Genomic DNA, 20204 nt, shown 5'->3' with positions numbered 1-20204 from the left:
GCAGGAGCTTCGCCATGAAAAAAATGAGTTTATTTTTATTGCTTGCAGCAGCTAGTTTATCTCATGCAGAATTACAAGTTTTAGATAATCAAGCTTTACAAGCAGTAGAAGGGCAAGCTGGAGCTGATTTATCTTTAAAGTTATCTTTAAATCAAAATGTCATGTCGAATGCTGATTTACAGGATTCAACGAAATCACCGACATTTAACTGTACGAATTTGGAATATTGTCGTTTGGCGATTTCATTTAATAAGCGTTTTGTACAACAAAATGTAGGTGATACTGTAGATTTATGGACAAAAGCAGCAAGTGATCCTAATAGTACAGCCAAAGGTAGAAAATTGTGGTTGGTCATGAAAGGCATTCAAGGGACTGTAAATATTCAAAAGCTAGGATTGGATGGTGTCGATCTAGTTTATAAAAATGACAGTGGTGTCGATAAAATTAAACCTGCTATTCAGTTGAGTTTTGATGCTTCTAAACCGATCCAGATTCGTAACTTTGGTTTTAACGCATTATCTATTGAACAAGATAAAGTACTCTCATATTACGATAATACTGGTAACTTAATTGAAGAAACAAGCACGACTGCAAGTGATTATGGATATTTAAAAACCTCTACTTATGCTGCTAAAGCACAAAGTACGGGTACGGTTGCTAGTGGTGCTACGACTGCAAACAACTATGATACGGGTCGAGAAACTGGTTTTATGGGTATGCAGATGAATGGAAATCTTGCATTGCAAGGTAAAGTTATGATGTTTGGTTGTGATGGCAGCCACCCTCGTTGCTAATATCATTACTCTATTGATTCACAAGGATTTAAGTGATGAAAAAAAATAACCAAAGTCACAAAACAACTTGTTTTACAATGACAACATTAGCGATGAGTTTAATGTTGGTTAGTCACTCTGCATTTGCTTTACAAAGCTTGAATGATAGTGATTTACGTAATGTAAATGGTCAAGATGGTGTGCAGATAGCAACGACTTATGATGCTGTCGATGTTCAACAATTTTACTGGGAAGATGATGCAGGTCGAGGCAGTAATGGTGCGACCAATACAAAGTTAAGAGCGATAGCCGAAGGTTTTAAAATTAGACAAAGTAACGCTTCTGCCTTAGCTCTTGGTACAAATTATAAAATTAATATTGGTAGTGATGCTGGAAAGTCAGGTCTTGATTTAGATTTATCGAGTAACCCTTCTCTAATTACTGTTGATGCTTTTAAGATTTGTGATACTGAAGCTACTGCTCGTTGTAGTGAACCAGTAGGAACTCTAGGTATTCAAACAAGTTCTGCAATCGGTCTTAATTTTAAAACTAGAGATGGTTTATTTAGTAAAACAAGTCAATCTAGTTTAGTTTTAGGTTTAAAAAATATTAACCTTTATTTAGGTCAGGTAGATGTCAATAATCAACTCAACCAACTAATACTTAAGAACCTTAATTTTAACTTTTTAGGTAAAGGGGTTATGTATGTTGACGATAAAGAAGGTTTAAGAATCCAAACCAATTCTGTTGGTACAGCTAATGCCTTAACAACAGATAAACCGAGTTCAACTTTAGGTTATGTTGATTTTACGAGAGTCGAAGATAGTGGTAGTGCTGCAATCACAGCACAGTCATATAAAAATAGCTCAAATAAGGCGACAAATGCTGGTTTGAACTTAGAGTTTATGACCAATAAAAACGTAACAAATACGGATAATAATACACGGTACGCTGTAACGTCAGATACAAAAAGCCCAACAGGTGCAGTCGGTTTAATTCGAGTTGGTGCTAGTGGTCGTATGGTTAATGGATCATTGCAAGTTCGGGGTCTTGAAAGTGCAGGACGCTCAAATCCGACAATCGCAGCTGGTCAATATGGTAACCCCAATAATACAAATATTCTGGGTACAGCTAATAATGGCGCCGGAGCAAGTGCCTTAGGTGGTAACATTATGGGTAACTCAGGCATAGCATTTCGCATGAAAGCCGACTTCACTACTGATACCGATATGATGTTAGACACTAACATGGACGGAACGTTGAGTAGTGCTGAAAAGTCAAATGCAACAACTTTGGAAATTGGTGGTGCGGGTTTAAATACATACGGCTTTGAATTTGGTAATTTGACAGGACTTCAGTCTGGGTCTCGCGGATCATTTGACAGCGGTAATATATATATAAATCTTGTAGATTCAAAATCAGTTGTCTTACCTGCTAACTATACCTTCCAAACCAGTCGTTTTGGCGGTACAAGCGGTAACTTTTTAACCAATGCAGCTGATTATACCCAGAATATTCATACTGGTACTGGAAATACTAACCCATACAGTATATTACTTGCTATACGTGGCGCAGAATTCCAAGCAATTTCACGCCGTGGTCGTTTTACAAATAGTGCAACCTATAATCCCGCATCTGGTTATCAAGCTATTACAGAGCATGATGGTTCAAATTCTACAACCAACCAACTAAACTCTTGGGGCTTGGCATTACCTTTTTATAATTTAAATGCAAATATGGCGTTGTATGGTACTAAAACAGATGCCTCAACTGTTTATAGCTATGCTTTGAATGGTACTAAAACTGCTGTAGGTACTGGGCAAACACCTCGATTAGGTTTTTCTCTTGCAATGAGTACAGATGGTATTGATCGGAATGGTAGTTTCGTTGCTCAAGGAAATAAAACAACATCAATTTTAGTTATTGATGGTGGTGATAATGATAATAACGCTGGTAATGGTATTCAGCCAGCTAACTATTATATGGGATTAAGAAACGTTGATATGCTTCTAAAAGGGGCTGGAACGATTGGTGTTGAAAAAGGTAGTTTTAACGTTAGCCTTAAAGATATGTTAATTGTTATGTCAGCAGAACTTGCTGCTGGGTATTTACCTGGTTCAACATATAAAACATGTGCTCAAAATGCGGGTGCTGTTGGTTGTGCAAGTGGTAGTTCAGCTCCAACCAATAACTTTGCTTTAAAAGATGATGTCTTGCTAGGGCTAAAATTAAGAGTAGGGGGGAATATGGATTTTTCTCTTATTCCTAATAATGAATATAAAAGTGATGGTAGTGGGAATAGTTTAAATATCGTAGGTGATTTTGAATTAACAGGTTCAAATAACACAATTCAAATTAGCGATCCGGTAGATGGTTCAACTTTAGGATTAGATAATTTGACAGGTAAAATGTCTTTTAATAATGCAATTGTTGTTGGTCGAGATAGTTCTGGAGAAGGAATGGTTGGATTCAACACAGGTTTAACTTTTAACCCGTCTGGTACAAATGGGATTGGCACTGATGCTGATAAAATTGCAGGTGTATTTAGAGCAAGAGATATCAACTTGTATCCGCCTACAAGCGGTGCTGGTGCTCGACTTGGAGAAATGGTACTAACGGGCGGGCGTTTAAGTAGCCAGCTAGGTATTATTCCAAGAAACTAATGTATTTGGGTATATTATTTAACTACATCGCTTAAAATATTGTACTTGAATAATATTGTGCTAGAATTGTGAGCATAAATTAGCCACTTGTCTTAAGGATTAGGACAATGAAGAAAAAAAAATTTATAGGATGCTTGTTGTTATTAAGCCCTTATGCAATGGCTATGCAGCCTATGGATGATCAAAGTCTTGCATCTGCGGTTGGGCAAGATGGTATTAATATTTCAATCAATAATTCTAAAGTTGAATTCAATCAAATAGGTATTATTGATACTGATGGTTTATCTAATGGTTCTTATACTTCTCCAGATTATGTAAATCGTGCAGGTTTAGTGATTGCTGGAGTAGCAGGACAAACACCACTTACTGCATCTAAACCTAATCCAGTTGCAATCGTAGGTATTGATGCTAGTAATGCTGATACTGCTCTTCCAACAATAAATGTTGTTATGGATACGGATAAAGGGGTTGGTACTAAAGGTGCTTTCGCAAATATTGGCTTATCTTTTAGTGGAAACTACACAGGGTTTCGTATAAAACCTTTTTCTATCTACACAGCTGATGCCAACAATTTATCAAGTATTAGTGGTAGTACGTATACGAGAAAATCAATTTTTGATGTAACTACAGCTATTAAGCTTCAGTCAGGTGTAAAAGAATTATTACGTGTAAAAGATAATTTTGATATTAAATTTCTAGCATCTAATAAACCAACAATGAATATTCAGTTAGGCGCATCGCCTCAAGGTAAAATGATTCTTTTCGGTGGTGCTATCGATTCAATTTGTGGTACAGGCACAGGTTGTAATATGATGCTTGTTTCTGATTATACGACCTCAGGTGATCCAACAACGACACCAATTGGTGCTAGTTTTGATTTTCAGTTTAAAGCAACGAATAGTGTTACTGGTTTCCGTTTAAATGGTTTTTATGCTGGAATTGAAGGGCCTACAAGTACTGAAGTTGGTGGCATTGTTTTTGGTAATCCAAATAAAACGGATGACTTTAATTTAAGCTTAAATAACATCAAATTAGGAAATACGATCGCAACCCCTGATCCTAATGTATTTAATGGATTGCAAAATAATTCAATTGGTAATATTGGAATGACTGGTGCATCAATCACTAATTTAAAAATGAAAATTAGTGGAATGTAATTTATTGATTATAAAATAAAAACAGGGATGTAAATTCCCTGTTTTTTTATTTTATATGATTAAGAATTAATTCCAGTTGTTTCTCTTTTTTTACTTTAGCCCAAAGCTCTTGAGCTTCAGGATAGGCTTTCGTCATCATACCTAACCATTGCTTATAACGTCCGATCATTCCAATTTCAGTTTTGTACTGGCCACTTAAAAAACGTTGTTGGAGTTGCACTAACTCTGGCCAAGAAAGGATAGCTTGATCACTATTCTCTCGAATACATAAGGTTAAATCCGGTGTAGTCACAGCACCTCGACCAATCATAATATCATGGCAATCTGACTGCGCTATACAAGCTTTGGCATCAGTATTATTCCAAATCTCACCGTTCGCAATCACATTGATGTCTAAAGCTTCGACGATTGGCTGAATTTTTTCCCAATAGGCAGGTGGGGTATAGCCATCTGCTTTAGTACGTGCATGTACGGTAAGCCAATTTGCGCCAGCATCTTCTATCGCATGTGCATTATCTAAAGTGTGGTTTTCATCTAGATAGCCCAGACGCATTTTAGCTGAAACGGGTATATGTGCAGGTACAGCATCACGAACTGCTTTAACTAAGAGGTGTACGGTTTCAGGTTCATCCAATAGAACAGAACCGCCACGATGACGATTAACAGTTTTAGCGGGACAACCAAAGTTAAGATCAATTGCTGGAGCACCGAGTTCAACAACTTTCGCTGCGTTTGCTGCTAACATTTCTGGATTATTGCCAAGAAATTGAACATGAACTGGTGTACCAGCCGCAGTTTTACCTGAGTTTTTGAGTTCAGGACAAAAACTATAATAAATATGATCTGGAAGAATACTATCGGTAATACGAATAAACTCGGTTACGCACCAATCAAAACTGCCAACATGAGTGAGTACATCACGCATGATCGGATCAGTTAGACCTTCCATTGGAGCGAGCACAAGTTTCACGATTATTATTACCTAATTAAAAGAATACAGCGTTATACGCATTTTCAGATAGGCTGTCTAGTTTATTATGAAGCTAGAAATTAACGTCCCAAAATCATTTCTAAAACAAACTTACTGCCGATAAAACCAATTGCAAGTAAGATAAAACCTGTAATGGTAAAGCGAATCGCTTTACGTCCGCGCCAACCAAATTTGTAATGCCCAATTAAAAGCGCACCATATAAAAACCATGAAATAATACTAAAAGCGGTTTTATGAGCAAGATGCTGAGCAAAGAAATTATCAATTGTAAAAAAGCCAAAGAGAAGTGCAGCAGTGAGTAAGCCAAAACCTGTGATAATTAAATCAAAGAGTACTGATTCCATCACTTGGAATGGTGGAAGTAAGTTAACCCAAATTCGTCTTTTTTGTTTCTTCTTAAGTTCTCTATCTTGAAACCAAAGTAATACTGAATGAATAGTTGCCATCAGTAAAACAGCATAAGCTGATAAAGAGAGGATGATATGAAGATCTAAACCTAAGCTATGTTGTTCAATCACTTGGTTCGGTTGACTAAAAGCATATCCTAAAATTAAACCAATTGCGGCAACAGGAGTGCCGATTAAATTTAATGGCAAGATTGGTCGAATTAAACTTAAAATTAAACTGAGTGCTAACATCAGCCCCGAAGTGAATGACATCAGGTTAAATACATCATAATTCACGCCAATTGGTGTCATCATATCTTGATAGAGCACAGTACTATGCAGTAGTAGCCCTAGACCAATCATAATCGAATAACACCAAAGATTTGGAGTACGTTTTGACATCAAACGTATAAACAAATACCAAAAAGAACTGGTATAGGCTACAAGTGCCAAAATTGTGTAAACCAAGGGGAGACTGATCATGTCAAACCTTTTTCAGGGGGTTGAATAATATTCACTATATAAGATGTAAATTCGCTTCGAACTACAGTATCCTATAGCATCTTACGCATAAATTTTCTATTTTAAGAAAGATTTTTTTGCAACTAGCCATTTTAAGCGGATTTCGCAATGTTTGATACCTTAACAGAACGACTCACACAGAGTTTAAGAAATGTTACTGGCTCAGGGCAGCTGACCGAAGACAATATTAAAGATACCTTACGTGAAGTACGTATGGCACTTCTTGAAGCCGATGTGGCATTACCTGTAACTCGTGAATTTATCGCGAAGGTTAAGGAAGAGGCTCTCGGTCAAGAAGTCATGACTCAGCTTTCTCCAGGTCAGGCATTTGTAAAAATTGTCTATGATGAACTCACCAAAATGATGGGTGAGGCAAATGAGACTCTAGATTTAAGCGCAAAGCCACCTGTCGTGGTTTTACTTGCAGGTTTGCAAGGTGCGGGTAAAACAACAACTGCCGCAAAATTAGCGCGTTTTCTGAAAGAGCGCCAAAAGAAAAAAGTAATGACTGTTTCTGCTGACGTCTATCGTCCAGCCGCAATTAAGCAGTTAGAAACAGTATCGAATGAAGTTGGCGTGGGTTTCATTCCATCAGAAGCATCTGAAAAGCCAATTGATATTGTTAATCGTGCGATTGAACAAGCTAAAATCCAGTTTGCTGATGTTTTAATTGTTGATACCGCAGGACGTCTGCATGTCGATGAAGACATGATGGATGAGATTAAAGAATTACACGCTGCAGTTAAGCCAACAGAGACTCTGTTTGTTGTCGATGCGATGACAGGTCAGGATGCTGCTAATACAGCAAAAGCGTTTAACGATGCTCTGGCTTTGACTGGTGTTATTCTCACTAAAACTGATGGTGATGCACGTGGTGGTGCTGCACTTTCTGTTCGTGCGATTACAGGTAAACCGATCAAGTTCTTGGGTATCGGTGAAAAACTAGATGCACTTGAGCCATTCCATCCAGATCGTGTTGCACAACGTATCTTAGGTATGGGTGACGTACTTTCTTTAGTCGAAGAAGTTGAACGCAAAATCGACAAAGAAAAAGCCGAAAAAATGGCGAAGAAATTGCAGAAAGGCGGAACCTTCAACTTTGAAGATATGCTGATGCAATTTGAGCAAATGAGCAAGATGGGCGGTATGATGGGCTTCTTGGATAAGTTGCCTGGCATGAGTAACTCTGGTATTCAAGATGCGATTGCACAAGCAAATCCTGAAAAGCAAGTGAAAAAAATGGAAGCGATTATTCAATCGATGACCATTAAAGAACGCCGTAACCCAGATTTGATGAATCCAAGCCGTAAAAAACGTATTGCTGCGGGTTGTGGTATGGATGTTGCTGAAGTGAATAAATTAATTAAGCAACAAGCTCAAATGGCGAAAATGATGAAGAAATTTGCGAATCCGTCAGGAATGAGCAAAATGTTGAAGTCATTAGGTAATATGCAAAAACAATTTGGTGGCGGTAACATGGGACCTTTATTTGGTAGTAATGAACCAAAAAAATAACCTAAAGCTATCTAGAAAAGGCGCAAATTGCGCCTTTTTTGTTAAATCTTATTTGTGCATCTAAGTATCAATTTAATACAGAAAATCAATATGAAAATAAACGAATAAGGGACACAATAATTTTAAGTATTTGTTTTATATTTATAAAGTGTTATATATGTCACATAATTCGAACGGTAAGGTATTTATATTACATTGTGAAAATGCAAATCCAGAGCAGCATTGGTATTTATGGTTAGAACAACAATTAAAATCTGAAGGAATTGCCGCTGAACGAATATTCCTTGCGGATTCGAATCACCCAGAAGCTGAAATTTGGCAAACTTGTTTAGAAACACAACTACAAGATTTAAATGAACAGAGTATTGTTGTTGCCCATGGATTGTCTTGTATTGCCGTGGCTCACTTTCTAGCAAAGCGTCTGCAACAAACTCAGTTGAAAGCATGCCTATTTATTGCTGCTTTTAATGAGCCTATACCCAAATTTCCTGAATATGATGAATTCATCAAGCATTCAAATTTTACCAGTGGCGTAATCCGAGCCAATGTTAAAAGACGCCTTGTTTTCTTTTCTACGAATGATCCTATTGTCCCAGTGCCTTTGACTTTTAAATTTTCAAATTTACTGAATGCCCAACTGATTGAAGCTGTTCAGGCAGGGCATTTCCGTACTGAAGATGGATATTCAATGTTTCCTCAGTTGTTCCAGATACTTCAAACATTGGTTAATGCTGACTTAAGTTGAACGTAATTTTTTAGTCCTTTAAGTAAGAGATCAGATTCAATCAAAGGCTGATGATGTTGCAGAAATTTGGCGAATATATCGGCATCTCCACCTGTTAAAATCAGGTGTTTAGGTGATTGTTGCATAATTTGATCAATGGTACTAATTAGACCTAGCAAGATACCGTGATGCACAGCATCAACGGTGTTGTGTCCTGGTTTCAGATTATCGAATGCAGAGTCAGGAATTTTAATACCTTTGGTATTTTGAATGAGTGAATCTCGTTGCAAATATAAATTTGGCAGAATATAACCGCCTAAATGTTGTAACCCTTCTACTAAATCGATGGTCAGTGCTGTACCACAGCCAATCACACAAAAGTTTTGATCAGGTTTTGAAATTGCTAAGACCTGTAACCAACGATCAATCCCGAGTTGACTTGGGACATCATAACCACAACGAAGCCCTGCATAATTAGCATGTACCTGAGCGAAGATAATTGGAATTTCCAAAATATCGAGGATCATTTGAATACGTTGATTATTTTCTGTATCTAAAACAGACGAAATCCCAACCTGACTTAAATTTTGATGTCTAAAATGTTGAATTAAGCCTAACAGTAAATCGGCAGGTGATTGTAAGTGTAATTCTGCAGCATGCTCAAGCACTTGATCATTTTCGGTAATCCAATATTTTAAACGGGTATTACCAATATCCAACCATAGACTTTTCATAAAATGATCATTCCTTAAATTGGTGCGAGGCGTAAACGGCCTTGATAGAAGGGTTGAACATGATCGGTTTTAATTAGTACAGCACCATCATTGGAGATGCCTTGAAAGCTTCCTTGAAGTTTACCTTGTGCATGTTCAAACTCAACTTGTTGATTGAGCCATATTGCATGATGGTTAAAGCGTTCAACTAAATTATAACTGCCATGTTCAAACCATTGAGAAGCCTGTTGAATCGCAGTGTACAGTTCAGCAATCAGCATTAAACGATCAGTATGAGCTAAACCGAGCATCGCCAGAGAGGTAATTGGCTGATCCGCATTTTCTACAGGGGGCGTATTTAAGTTAATGCCTACGCCAACAATCGCTTGATGAGGGGAAAGTGGTTCAACAAGAATACCTCCCCATTTTCCTTGAGCACTATATAAATCATTTGGCCATTTAATTTGTAAACTTAGACCTTGTAAGCTTGGCATTTGTAGGATATTTAAAGCAACTTCCAGTGCAAGACGACCATCTAAAGCTGTTGTGGTTTGAATCAGTGTGCTTAAATAAATATTACCTTCAGGAGAAGACCATTGCCGTTGGTGCTGACCTCGACCTTGTGTTTGCTGTGCACTGCAAACCAATCCTGAGCTAATGCCTTTTTCTGCAATTTCACGCATATCATCATTTGTCGATGTTGTCGTCGTTTTAAGCAAGACTATTTCAGGAAATTGATTTTTTGCATTAAGTAATTGCTGAAGCTGGCGAGTTGCTAAATCTTCCATTGTTTTATAAGTAGAGTGGTCATGTGTTTATGGAGTTAATCATATATTTGCTGATTGGCGCAATTGCTGGATTTACTGCAGGTTTGTTTGGCGTTGGCGGTGGATTAATTATTGTACCAATTTTATATATTGTCTTTACTCAAATGCATTATGACCCGAATGTAATCATGCATATAGCAGTGGGAACATCTTTAGCTACAATTATTGTAACATCAATTAGTTCTGTGACTGCTCACCATAAAAAAGGCGCTGTCTTGTGGAATGTATTTCGTAATTTAGCACCAGGTTTAGTTTTGGGGTCTTTCTTAGGCGCAGGTGTGGCCGATTTACTCTCTGGGCAGCATTTACAGTTAATTATTGGTGTATTTGCTGTGTGGATGTCTTACAAAATGTTTAGCGGAGCACATGCTGTTATTGATCCAAATCGCCACTTACCATCTGCACCATTACAGTTTATTGCTGGTGGTGGAATTGGAGTGGCATCTGCGATATTTGGGATCGGTGGTGGTAGCCTAACGGTGCCTTATTTGAACCGTCATGGTGTGGTGATGCAGAAAGCAGTGGCTACTTCAGCGGCATGTGGATTGCCGATTGCGATTGCTGGTGCAATCGGATTTATGTGGTTTGGTGCAAAAGAGCAAATTAATGTGCCAAATACGATTGGTTATGTTCATATTTATGCTTTTCTTGGTATTAGCGCAATGAGCTTTATTACAGCTAAACTGGGAGCAAAAGTAGCACATCGCTTATCAGCTGCGATGTTAAAAAAGTGTTTTGCAGGCTTATTAGTTGTTGTTGGCTGCTACTTTATTTATAAAGGTTTAATTTAAGTTATAAGCCCATAATGTACTTCAATTGTTGCGATTAAGGTTTCGACCAATAGCAAAACATCATCTTCTTGACGTGCATCGACGAAAAACAGAGGGTAATTAACGCCTTGTGTTGCAAGCCAATCTCGGTACATCGAAAGCGTTCTTTCTGGTTTTCGGTCAATATGAGTAATTGCAATCACAATATTATTGCCAAATGGTTTGAACGCTTCTACATATTGAGCTAGATCAAGTAGTGGATTTTCAGCAGCATGGTCAATCATGACAATCGTACCAATTGCACCTTTGCAAATTACAGCCCAAATAAACTCAAAACGTTCTTGTCCAGGCGTCCCGTATAACCCGACTTTGACGCCATCATCTAAAGTAATCTCACCATAATCGATACCGACAGTGGTGAGCATTTTTTCATGCGATTCAATATCAGTATTTAAAGCCTCGGTGCTGAGTACATCAATTTCCGAGAGGGCATTTATCGCCGTGGATTTACCTGACCCCATGGTTCCACCAAAGACAATTTTATATTGTTGTAAAATCATAGAATTATCCTAGGTTAGAAGCCTAAACGGTTACGTAATCGACCAAACAGTTTTTTCATAAAATTTTGTTCAGTCAGATTTTGACTATTTTGCGGATGATAATTGGCTTGATGATCTTTGATAATTTTGCCGTAATTTGCACCCAAACTTGCTGCAACAAATTGTTTGACACGCTGTTCAGGTAATTTCAATTGGCTGGCTACAACTGAAATTTCAGCCCCTTTAGCAAAACAAGCAGCCATACGTAAAATATCTTGGCGCTGAATTTTATTTATCGGTTGTGGCCAAATTTCTAAATAGAAACTTGATGCAGATGGGGGGCAAAGTTCATTAAAATCTTTTGATGCCCAAAGTAAATTCCATAACCATTGTTTTAAATCTTGTTGTGGTGTCTCAGAGATCCAAAGTTGGTCATTTTGTGTGGCGTAGGTGTAATTTAAGCTTGGATCTGTATGTAATTTTTGTAGCATCGGATTTTGCCAAACCCATTCGTTACGAGGGTCTGCAATTGCAACTAAACCATTGTTATCAAATAGCTGAATTTTCCCATTTTTAGGATTGAGGATTTCTTGTAGAACTTCCCTGATTTGTTTCCGATGAATTGTAGTATTGGTTGCTTGAGGTGGGGATGCTTTTTCTATCGCAGCATTTTTAGATAAGCGCTCATTTAGCCATTGATGTAGAGAGTGAAGATGATTCAATGGTAGATATAGAATGTCATCTTCGATTGAACTATTTTTATCTGCATCATTGGCAATTTGTAGAACATTAATATGGTTATTTTTTATTAAGCTTTTGATATTTGGTGAATCAAAAAAGACATGATTGATCATTAAAATATCGAGCTGCGGTTCAGCAATATTGCTCCAATTAACTTGGATATGATTAGGAATAGCAGTTTGTACATGTTCTTTTAATTCATTCAATGTTCTGAGACTGAGCCCAAAAATTGCAATATTAACAGCTTGATGAACACTCATAATGCTACTCATAATTACTGAGCAATTCAGTAAAATTAATAAAAATGTGCTTATATTGGTAAAAATATTATTTTATGTGATTTATATCAATAAATTTTTGGTAAATAAACTAATTTTCAGATATTCGGTTAACACGATTTCGTGAGCTTAACTCATTGATCTTAAAGATAAGGAATTTAAATTTTTAATCAAATATTTCCTCAAAATATTGTTTTTATCTTTCGATTGACTTAAAAAGCAATAAAATTGTTAGACAATGATATAGAATTTATGCAGTGAGATCAGTTAAAACAAAAAAGCGCAAATAGCATTGGAATATGCGTATAACAACGATAGCGAGGGGATCATGAATCTCGAAGAGGCTGATAGTCTTTCTGAACAGATTGCAAAATATATTAGTGAACAAATTATTAGTGGTGAGCTAGTTGAGGGAGAGCGTATTCAAGAGCTACGTATTGCGAAAGAATTAGATGTGAGTCGAGGTTCTGTTCGTGAAGCTTTGCTACTACTAGAACGTACTTATTTAATTGAAATTTTCCCACGACGTGGTGCAATTGTTTCTGAAATGTCAGCTCAACAAGTTAAAGCTTTGTTTGATACCAATGTCATGGTACTTGGGCATATTGTGCAACGAATTAGTGAGACTTGGAGAGTTAACGAGGCTGAACAGCTACAGACCTTATTAGATCAACTGGTTGAATTTGTACGTGCCGGGGACATTGAAAAATTCTACGATTCGATTTTTAAATATTTAGCAGATCAGCATGATATGGTGGCGAATCCCTATTTAATGCAATTTTATAAAGAACTGTTGCCTTCGTTACGTCGTAGCTACTTTTTAACCTTAAATACTTCACGTCGTGAATTACAGGAATCTTTTACCCTGTTTAAGTTAGTGATTGATGCTATTTTGATCCGAAAATCACAACAAGCGACTTTATTTATGGAAGATTTTTGTCGACACTTACGTAACCTTGTGTTGGAATCTCTGACACGTATGAAACAGATTGAATTGGCTTGGGCTAGACGCTCACGCCGCTAGTTAGGGCAGTATGCGTTTAAGCAGTTTAAAACTTTCAGGCTTTAAATCTTTTGCCGATAGTACTACATTACATTTCAAAGCAAACCGTACTGCGGTGGTTGGACCGAACGGTTGCGGTAAATCAAATGTCATCGATGCTATTCGTTGGGTGATGGGTGAATCCAATGCACGTCAGTTGCGCGGCGGTAGTATGCAGGATGTCATTTTTACTGGGACGGCTAAACGGAAGCCTGTTGGTGTTGCCAGTGTCGAACTTCGTTTTGATAATACCTACGGTAAATTAGGTGGGGCTTATAATGCCTATAGCGAGTTGGCTGTCCGTCGCCAAGTCACACGTGAAGGTAAGTCTGAATATTTCTTAAATGGCACGCGTTGTCGTCGTCGTGATATTACCGATATTTTCTTGGGCACTGGTTTAGGGCCGCGTTCTTATGCGGTCATTGAACAGGGTATGATTAACCGTCTGGTCGATGCCAAGCCTGAAGAAATGCGTGTGTTTATTGAAGAAGCGGCAGGAGTGTCACGTTATCAGGCGCGTCGTCGTGAGACTTTACAGCATTTAGAACACACTGAACAAAATCTGGCACGTTTAGATGATATTGCTGCTGAACTAAAATCCCAACTTAGAAGTTTAAAGCGCCAGTCTGAAGCCGCAATTCAATATAAGACCTTAGAAGGTCAGATTCGAACTTTAAAAATCGAAATCCTTTCGTTTCAAGCCAATCAAAGTCAAAAGCTACAACAAGAATATACTGTTGAAATGACGGCACTCGGCGAAAACTTTAAGTTAGTCCGTTCAGAATCTCAGACCATTGAACATGATCTTGAAACCACCAGTGCTTTATTCCAGCGTTTAATTCAGCAGTCTTCGCCTTTGCAGCATGAATGGCAACAGGCCGCGAAAAAGCTGTCTGAATTAAAAATGACCTTGGAACAAAAACAGAGTTTATTCCAGCAAAACAGCAGTAGTTTGGTTCAACTTGAACAGCAGAAAGTACAAACCAAAGAGCGTTTACAATTATCTGAGTTACAGGTCGAAACTTTAACAACTCAATTTGATGAGCAAAACGAAAGCTTACTTGCCTTAGAGCAACAGACACAAACGGCTGAGCACAATTTTAGCGATGTTCAAGCCCAACATAAGCAAGCACAGCAGCAATTTGAACAACTGAAAACTCAAGTCGATCAGCAACAACAAAAAAAGTTGCAGATGGCTGCGCAAATTGAACAGCTCGGTAAGAACGTACTGCGCATTGAACAGCAAAAGCAGACCCTGCAAACACAAACCACTCAGATTCGTGCTCAGGTTCAGGATGATGAACAGGCGCAGTTAGAACAATTGCAGCAGCAACTGCAACAGGAAATTATTGCATTAGAAACTGCCATTGAGAAATTACAGCAGGATGTTCAGACTAAGCAAGATCAACAACAGTTGCACAAGGCTAATGTACAGAGCCTCAAAACTGAGATTCAGGTTTTATTGGCTGAACAAAAGAACTTAAATCAGCTTGTCGCAAAACAAAGCCCGAAGCATGATCAACATGCAGTTCGATTGATGCAAAGCCTACGTTTAAGCGCTCAAGCTAAAGCTCATGCAAGCATTATTGAGAAGTTTTTAGCCAAATGGTTACAAGCGCAGTTGATTGAGAATGGGCAAGCCTTCCAAGAGGGTATCGCACGACAGTTAAAATCATCACAACAGCAGTCTGTTCAAATTGCAGAGCTTACTTGTTTAAGTGATTGGATCGAAGAGCCACAATCTTCGCTTTGGGCTCATGTAGCCGTTGCAGAAGATTTAGCCACAGCTTTGTCATATCAAGCGGATCTCCAGCAAGCACAATCTATTCTGACGCTTGATGGTTATCATGTCGGCGCAGACTGGGTGATTGCGCTGCACTATGATGAAGACAGTCAAACTGCGCAGGGCATGCTCAGTCATCAAGTGCGTTTAGAGGAAATTGAACAGCAACTTGCGGAAAAACAACCCAAACTGCTTGAGTTGGAACAGCAATTTTCTCAACAGCAGCAAACTTTGCAACAGCAACAACAACAGTTGCAGCAACAACAGCAAAGTCTGAAACAAAAACAGAAGGAGCTGCAACAGCTGGATGTGCAAATTGTCAAATTGCAAAGTACAGCGCAGGCTTTTGTATTGCAGCAACAGCAATTGGCAGATCAGTTGAAACAGCTTGATCTACAGCTTGAAGAAGATGCGATGCAGCGTGATGATCTGGAGATTGATCTGCATGCACTGGCATTGAAATTAGAAGCCGTGTTGCCGAACTATAAGACGCTACAGTTTCAGGTGGAAAACTTGAATGAGCAGTTGGATGAGCAACAACAGCAGTTGACTCAACAACAACAGCAACGTGAAGCTTTGCGTCGCCAGACCTCGCAAGCCAATCAGCAAATTGAGTTATTGGAAAAAGATATCTCGTTCCTAAAAACACAATATCGTCAAATTATTGAACAAATCGAACAGGCCAAGAAGTTTGTTGATCCGATTCAGCTTGAGCTACCGAATTTAGAGTCGCAATTCCACGAGCAATTCCAGCAAACCGAAAAACTGCAAAAAACCTGGAATGAATGGCAGCTGGAATTGAATCAAGTACAAGAGAAACAGCAGCAACTCACAGAACAACGTCATCAAGCTCAACAGAAAGACGAGCAGGTGCGTGAGCAGTTGGAACAAAAGCGTTTAGCATGGCAGGCAGCAAAATCAGATCGTGAACATTATCTGGAACAGCTGAAAGAATTAAATGCGGAAGCTTTATCTGATCTATCGATAGAAATGAAAGATCATCAGCAAAAACTTGCAAAAGCGCAGCAGCAATTCGAAAAAATTGGTGCAGTGAATTTGGCTGCTTCACAAGAATATGAAGAAGTGTCACAGCGTTTTGATGAGCTGAGTCATCAGATGCAGGATCTACAAAATACCGTTGATCAGCTTAAAGACGCGATGAAAAGTATTGATCAGGAAACTCGTAAGTTGTTTATGACCACTTTTGATCAGGTCAATCAAGAGTTACAACTGCTATTTCCAAAGGTATTTGGTGGTGGTGAAGCGACTTTAAGCCTTGAAGATGATTGGCAGTCTGGGGTGAAACTGATGGCGCGTCCACCTGGCAAACGTAATAGTTCTTTGGCACTATTATCTGGTGGTGAAAAGACATTAACCGCTCTGGCTTTAGTATTTGCTATCTTTAGGTTAAATCCAGCACCTTTCTGTGTATTAGATGAAGTTGATGCACCACTTGATGATGCCAACGTACAGCGGTATTGTAATTTGGTAAAAGAGCTTTCTGAACAAGTGCAATTCATTTACATTACACATAATAAATTGGCGATGACAATGGCAACTGATTTACTGGGAGTGACCATGCCAGAGCCGGGCACATCAAAATTAGTGACTGTCGATTTAGAACAGGCAAAAGAATACGGGTTAGTTGCGGAGTCCTAATATGGAAATGAATACAATAATAGGCATTGTTATCGCCGTTGTGATTATGCTCGTTGGTTTGATCATGATTTTAAGAAAACCAAAACCAGTTGAGCCGTCATTAGAAGCAGATCTTCATGTTAACCCTGAAAGTCAGCAACCTGTGATTCCTCGTCATGTGCGAGATCAACTTCTACAAAGCAATGTCGCCGCTACAGTTGAACGCGTTGAACCAAGTTTTAACACGACACCAATTGAAGCAAAAGTGCCAGTTGAAACAGATGCTGCGGAAAATATTGTAAAAGCGAGTGAAACTGATGTTGTGATTGAACCTGAGCCAGTCGTTGAGCTCACTTCGGGTGCAAATAAACAAGAGACAGTTCTAGAATCGCAGTCTCAAGACGAAGTTGAAGCGCTTTTAGCAACGCCAGAAAAAGCTGAGGATGAGAAAGCTGAAACAGAGCTCAGCTTAAACCCAAATATTGCAACTGTTGAAATTGAAGAATTTGATGGTGAAAGTAATATTTTAGATGTGCATTTACATGAACAGCAACGTTATGATGATGAAAGTGCTTTGGCAACAGCAGAGCAAATTATTGCCTTGAATGTTTATCCAAATCCACGCCGTGCGTTGTCAGGTGATAAAGCACTCAAAGTATTGTTGAAATACGGTCTACGTTTTGGAGAGATGTCTTGCTTCCATCGTTATGAAAATACCGACGAGCCAAGCCCATTGATGTTCTCTGTATTACGTGTCACAGATAATGGACCTGCTGGTTTTGATTTAGAAAGTTTATCTGGTGAGCAAGTACAAGGTTTAGCATTCTTCCTTGCTTTGCCAAATAGCAAAGCTGTGACAGGCTATGACATGATGACCAGTATTGCAGGCTTAATTGCACGTGAAGTTGATGGCAAAGTCTATGATGAAAATAATTTAGAATTTACGCCGCAGTTGAAAGAACATTGGCGTCATCATGTGATTGATTATCGTCCAAATCAAGCAACCGTCTAATGAATCTTTTATAATAAATTTAGTAAAAATTATAGGGCGGTTTTTCCGCCCTTTTATATGGTGAAATTTAAATGGAACACAACTCAGTTATTGAGCAAATGCGTCAGTTAATTCAACTGATTGCAAAACATAATCATGCTTATTATGTGATGGATCAACCTTCCATTTCTGATAGTGAATATGACCATTTATTTCATCAACTGAAAGCCTTAGAACAACAACATCCAGAATGTATTCAGGCGGATACTCCGACCAATAAAGTCGGTGGTCAAGCGTTGTCAAAATTTGAAAGCGTGACTCATGCAGTGCCGATGCTGTCTTTAGGTAATGTTTTTAATCAGGAAGATCTGTTTGCCTTTGCACGCCGTATTGATGAACGTTTACCCAACCAGAAAGTCCAGTATGAGGTTGAACTTAAACTCGATGGCTTAGCGATTTCACTGTGGTATGAAAATGGTGTATTAGTTCGTGGTGTAACACGCGGTGATGGTGAGACTGGCGAAGACATTACCCAAAATGTCAAAACCATTCGCAACTTGCCAAAAGTTCTATCGAGTCAGTATCAAGCGATTCCTGAGTTTCTTGAAGTTCGTGGCGAAGTGTTGATGCCGAAGCAAGGCTTTGAAAAACTCAATGCTGATCAGGAAGCTAAAGGCGATAAGACCTTTGCGAATCCACGGAATGCGGCAGCAGGTAGTTTAAGACAGCTTGATCCAAATATCGCAGCTTCACGGCCTTTGGCGTTCTATGCCTATGGAATTGCGCAGTGTCAGCCCAATCATGGCCTTGAGACCATGCATGACAGCTTGCACTGGTTAACCAAATTTGGTTTTGAAATCGCAGAACGTCAATTCCTGTGTGCTTCGATTGAAGAAGTACAACAACGTTATGAACAGATCCAACAAGAACGTCCAGATCTTAAAGTTGAAATTGATGGCATGGTGATTAAGGTGGATAGCCTTAAACAGCAACAACAATTAGGTTTCTTGAGTCGTGAACCACGTTGGGCAACGGCTTATAAATTCCCTGCACAGGCAGCACTCACCAAAGTTGAGAATATTGACTGGCAAGTGGGGCGTACAGGAACACTGACACCTGTCGCACGTTTAGCCCCTGTCTTTGTTGGTGGGGTGACAGTATCCAATGTGACCTTACATAACATTGGTGAAATCCATCGTTTAGATGTGCGTGTTGGCGATACCGTTAGTGTTTACCGTACTGGTGATGTGATTCCAAAAGTTGAGAAGGTTTGGGCTGAGTTCAGACCTGCCGATGCAGAGATGATGTATCTCCCGACCAATTGCCCAGTCTGTGATTCACCTGTAGTGATGCCAGAAGGTGAAGCCTTGGCACGTTGTTCAGGTGGTCTGTATTGTGCAGCACAACGGATCGAAGCGATTCGTCACTTTGTTTCACGTAAAGCACTGGATATCGAGGGCTTGGGTGATCGTTGGGTCGAGTCACTGTTACATCTCAACTTACTCAAAGATGTGGCTGATATTTATCATTTGCATGAGCATCGTGACACTTTATTAACCATCGAGAAAATGGGTGAGAAATCCGTTCAGAACTTGATTGATGCGATTGAGGCAAGTAAGAAAACCACTTTGGCGCGTTTTATCTATGCCTTGGGAATTCGCGGTGTCGGTGAAACCACAGCACGTATGCTCGCCAATACTTTCCAGACGCTTGAAGCGTTGAAAGCTGCGGATATTGAAGCACTCAAGAAAACCCCTGATGTCGGTGATATTACTGCTGAATGGATTGCCGACTTTTTCCAAGCACCGCATAACATTGAAGTGTTAGATCGTTTAATGGCAGCAGGCATTCATTGGGATGCACCGACTGCACCAACGCGTCAACCTTTGAATGGTGAGAGCTGGGTGGTGACGGGTACATTGGAAAGCATGGGGCGTGACGAAGCAACGCAGAAACTTCAAGCCTTGGGTGCACGTGTCAGTGGTAGTGTGTCCAGTAAAACCAAATGTGTGGTTGCTGGCGAGAAAGCGGGTAGTAAGCTGGATAAAGCAAAGAAGTTAGACATTCGAGTCTTGAATGAGCAAGAGTTCTTAGAGTTTTTGAAGCAGTATGAAGCCTGATTCTTTATTTAAATTTTTAATCAGTGCGAAC

General features: G+C 39.0%; 16 protein-coding genes. 10 read left to right on the top strand and 6 right to left on the bottom strand.

The features are described 5' to 3' along the window. Nucleotides 1-14 precede the first annotated feature (14 nt). From AC0JIQ_RS12665 to AC0JIQ_RS12655, 3 genes are all read left to right on the top strand, one after another. Nucleotides 15-794 carry a DUF6160 family protein gene (locus AC0JIQ_RS12665; protein WP_241281873.1) on the top strand — a complete coding sequence of 260 codons (780 nt, stop codon included), beginning with the start codon at nt 15-17 and terminating at the stop codon, nt 792-794. 35 nt (nt 795-829) lie between these two features. Further along, nucleotides 830-3436, top strand: coding sequence for a DUF6160 family protein (locus tag AC0JIQ_RS12660; RefSeq protein ID WP_474201864.1), 2607 nt, complete (start codon nt 830-832; stop codon nt 3434-3436). Between the two features lie 107 nt (nt 3437-3543). Beyond that, nucleotides 3544-4593 carry a DUF6160 family protein gene (locus AC0JIQ_RS12655; RefSeq protein WP_474201863.1) on the top strand — a complete coding sequence of 350 codons (1050 nt, stop codon included), beginning with the start codon at nt 3544-3546 and terminating at the stop codon, nt 4591-4593. A gap of 46 nt (nt 4594-4639) precedes the next feature. On the opposite strand, the gene AC0JIQ_RS12650 is transcribed toward AC0JIQ_RS12655, so the two are convergent. Continuing rightward, nucleotides 4640-5563, bottom strand: a complete 924-nt coding sequence (locus AC0JIQ_RS12650) for a tRNA-dihydrouridine synthase (protein WP_474201862.1) — start codon at nt 5561-5563, stop codon at nt 4640-4642. 80 nt (nt 5564-5643) lie between these two features. Beyond that, nucleotides 5644-6453: a cytochrome C assembly family protein gene (locus AC0JIQ_RS12645; protein WP_046740082.1), complete on the bottom strand. Its 810-nt coding sequence runs from the start codon at nt 6451-6453 to the stop codon at nt 5644-5646. Between the two features lie 147 nt (nt 6454-6600). Here AC0JIQ_RS12645 and ffh point away from each other — a divergent pair, with 147 nt between their 5' ends. Beyond that, the gene (gene ffh / locus AC0JIQ_RS12640; RefSeq protein WP_004663664.1) at nt 6601-8007 is read left to right on the top strand and encodes a signal recognition particle protein; all 1407 of its coding nucleotides are present in this window, start codon (nt 6601-6603) and stop codon (nt 8005-8007) included. 157 nt (nt 8008-8164) lie between these two features. Next, entirely contained in the window at nt 8165-8752 is a 588-nt protein-coding gene (locus AC0JIQ_RS12635; RefSeq protein WP_178882726.1) for an RBBP9/YdeN family alpha/beta hydrolase, read from the top strand. Here the strand turns inward: AC0JIQ_RS12635 and AC0JIQ_RS12630 are convergent. After that, the gene (locus AC0JIQ_RS12630) at nt 8722-9465 is read right to left on the bottom strand and encodes a pantothenate kinase (RefSeq protein ID WP_178882727.1); all 744 of its coding nucleotides are present in this window, start codon (nt 9463-9465) and stop codon (nt 8722-8724) included. The two genes, AC0JIQ_RS12635 and AC0JIQ_RS12630, sit on opposite strands and share 31 nt — an antisense overlap. A 14-nt stretch (nt 9466-9479) precedes the next feature. Next, a complete protein-coding gene (locus AC0JIQ_RS12625; protein ID WP_346511575.1) occupies nt 9480-10232 on the bottom strand; it encodes a biotin--[acetyl-CoA-carboxylase] ligase in 753 nt (250 codons plus the stop codon). Nucleotides 10233-10261: 29 nt separating this feature from the next. Between AC0JIQ_RS12625 and AC0JIQ_RS12620 the strand changes: the two genes are divergently transcribed. Then, nucleotides 10262-11062, top strand: coding sequence for a sulfite exporter TauE/SafE family protein (locus tag AC0JIQ_RS12620; protein WP_004663659.1), 801 nt, complete (start codon nt 10262-10264; stop codon nt 11060-11062). On the opposite strand, the gene AC0JIQ_RS12615 is transcribed toward AC0JIQ_RS12620, so the two are convergent. Together AC0JIQ_RS12615 and AC0JIQ_RS12610 are read right to left on the bottom strand one after the other, a co-directional pair. Beyond that, nucleotides 11059-11601, bottom strand: a complete 543-nt coding sequence (locus AC0JIQ_RS12615; protein ID WP_346511577.1) for a GTP-binding protein — start codon at nt 11599-11601, stop codon at nt 11059-11061. The genes AC0JIQ_RS12620 and AC0JIQ_RS12615 overlap by 4 nt on opposite strands. 14 nt (nt 11602-11615) lie before the next feature. Further along, the gene (locus AC0JIQ_RS12610) at nt 11616-12581 is read right to left on the bottom strand and encodes a hypothetical protein (RefSeq protein ID WP_474201861.1); all 966 of its coding nucleotides are present in this window, start codon (nt 12579-12581) and stop codon (nt 11616-11618) included. Between the two features lie 346 nt (nt 12582-12927). Between AC0JIQ_RS12610 and AC0JIQ_RS12605 the strand changes: the two genes are divergently transcribed. From AC0JIQ_RS12605 to ligA, 4 genes are all read left to right on the top strand, one after another. Continuing rightward, complete coding sequence (locus AC0JIQ_RS12605; RefSeq protein ID WP_474201860.1) at nt 12928-13623, top strand: GntR family transcriptional regulator; 696 nt, start codon at nt 12928-12930, stop codon at nt 13621-13623. 10 nt (nt 13624-13633) lie between these two features. Further along, entirely contained in the window at nt 13634-17083 is a 3450-nt protein-coding gene (gene smc / locus AC0JIQ_RS12600) for a chromosome segregation protein SMC (protein WP_474201859.1), read from the top strand. A gap of 1 nt (nt 17084) precedes the next feature. Then, nucleotides 17085-18074, top strand: a complete 990-nt coding sequence (locus AC0JIQ_RS12595; protein ID WP_474201858.1) for a cell division protein ZipA C-terminal FtsZ-binding domain-containing protein — start codon at nt 17085-17087, stop codon at nt 18072-18074. 71 nt (nt 18075-18145) lie between these two features. Beyond that, nucleotides 18146-20173 carry an NAD-dependent DNA ligase LigA gene (gene ligA, locus AC0JIQ_RS12590; protein ID WP_474201857.1) on the top strand — a complete coding sequence of 676 codons (2028 nt, stop codon included), beginning with the start codon at nt 18146-18148 and terminating at the stop codon, nt 20171-20173. The last annotated feature ends 31 nt before the right edge of the window (nt 20174-20204 follow it).

It is taken from the genome of Acinetobacter sp. FB (genome assembly GCF_056033405.1).
The sequence above is the reverse complement of the archived record's forward strand: the minus strand, read 5'-3'. Positions and strand labels throughout refer to the sequence as shown.

Coding starts and splice junctions, on each gene's coding strand:
- AC0JIQ_RS12665 (WP_241281873.1), top strand. CDS start 15: ATGAAAAAAATGAGTTTATTTTTATTGCTTGCAGCAGCTAGTTTATCT.
- AC0JIQ_RS12660 (WP_474201864.1), top strand. CDS start 830: ATGAAAAAAAATAACCAAAGTCACAAAACAACTTGTTTTACAATGACA.
- AC0JIQ_RS12655 (WP_474201863.1), top strand. CDS start 3,544: ATGAAGAAAAAAAAATTTATAGGATGCTTGTTGTTATTAAGCCCTTAT.
- AC0JIQ_RS12645 (WP_046740082.1), bottom strand. CDS start 6,453: ATGATCAGTCTCCCCTTGGTTTACACAATTTTGGCACTTGTAGCCTAT.
- ffh (WP_004663664.1), top strand. CDS start 6,601: ATGTTTGATACCTTAACAGAACGACTCACACAGAGTTTAAGAAATGTT.
- AC0JIQ_RS12635 (WP_178882726.1), top strand. CDS start 8,165: ATGTCACATAATTCGAACGGTAAGGTATTTATATTACATTGTGAAAAT.
- AC0JIQ_RS12630 (WP_178882727.1), bottom strand. CDS start 9,465: ATGAAAAGTCTATGGTTGGATATTGGTAATACCCGTTTAAAATATTGG.
- AC0JIQ_RS12625 (WP_346511575.1), bottom strand. CDS start 10,232: ATGGAAGATTTAGCAACTCGCCAGCTTCAGCAATTACTTAATGCAAAA.
- AC0JIQ_RS12620 (WP_004663659.1), top strand. CDS start 10,262: ATGGAGTTAATCATATATTTGCTGATTGGCGCAATTGCTGGATTTACT.
- AC0JIQ_RS12615 (WP_346511577.1), bottom strand. CDS start 11,601: ATGATTTTACAACAATATAAAATTGTCTTTGGTGGAACCATGGGGTCA.
- AC0JIQ_RS12610 (WP_474201861.1), bottom strand. CDS start 12,581: ATGAGTGTTCATCAAGCTGTTAATATTGCAATTTTTGGGCTCAGTCTC.
- AC0JIQ_RS12605 (WP_474201860.1), top strand. CDS start 12,928: ATGAATCTCGAAGAGGCTGATAGTCTTTCTGAACAGATTGCAAAATAT.
- smc (WP_474201859.1), top strand. CDS start 13,634: ATGCGTTTAAGCAGTTTAAAACTTTCAGGCTTTAAATCTTTTGCCGAT.
- AC0JIQ_RS12595 (WP_474201858.1), top strand. CDS start 17,085: ATGGAAATGAATACAATAATAGGCATTGTTATCGCCGTTGTGATTATG.
- ligA (WP_474201857.1), top strand. CDS start 18,146: ATGGAACACAACTCAGTTATTGAGCAAATGCGTCAGTTAATTCAACTG.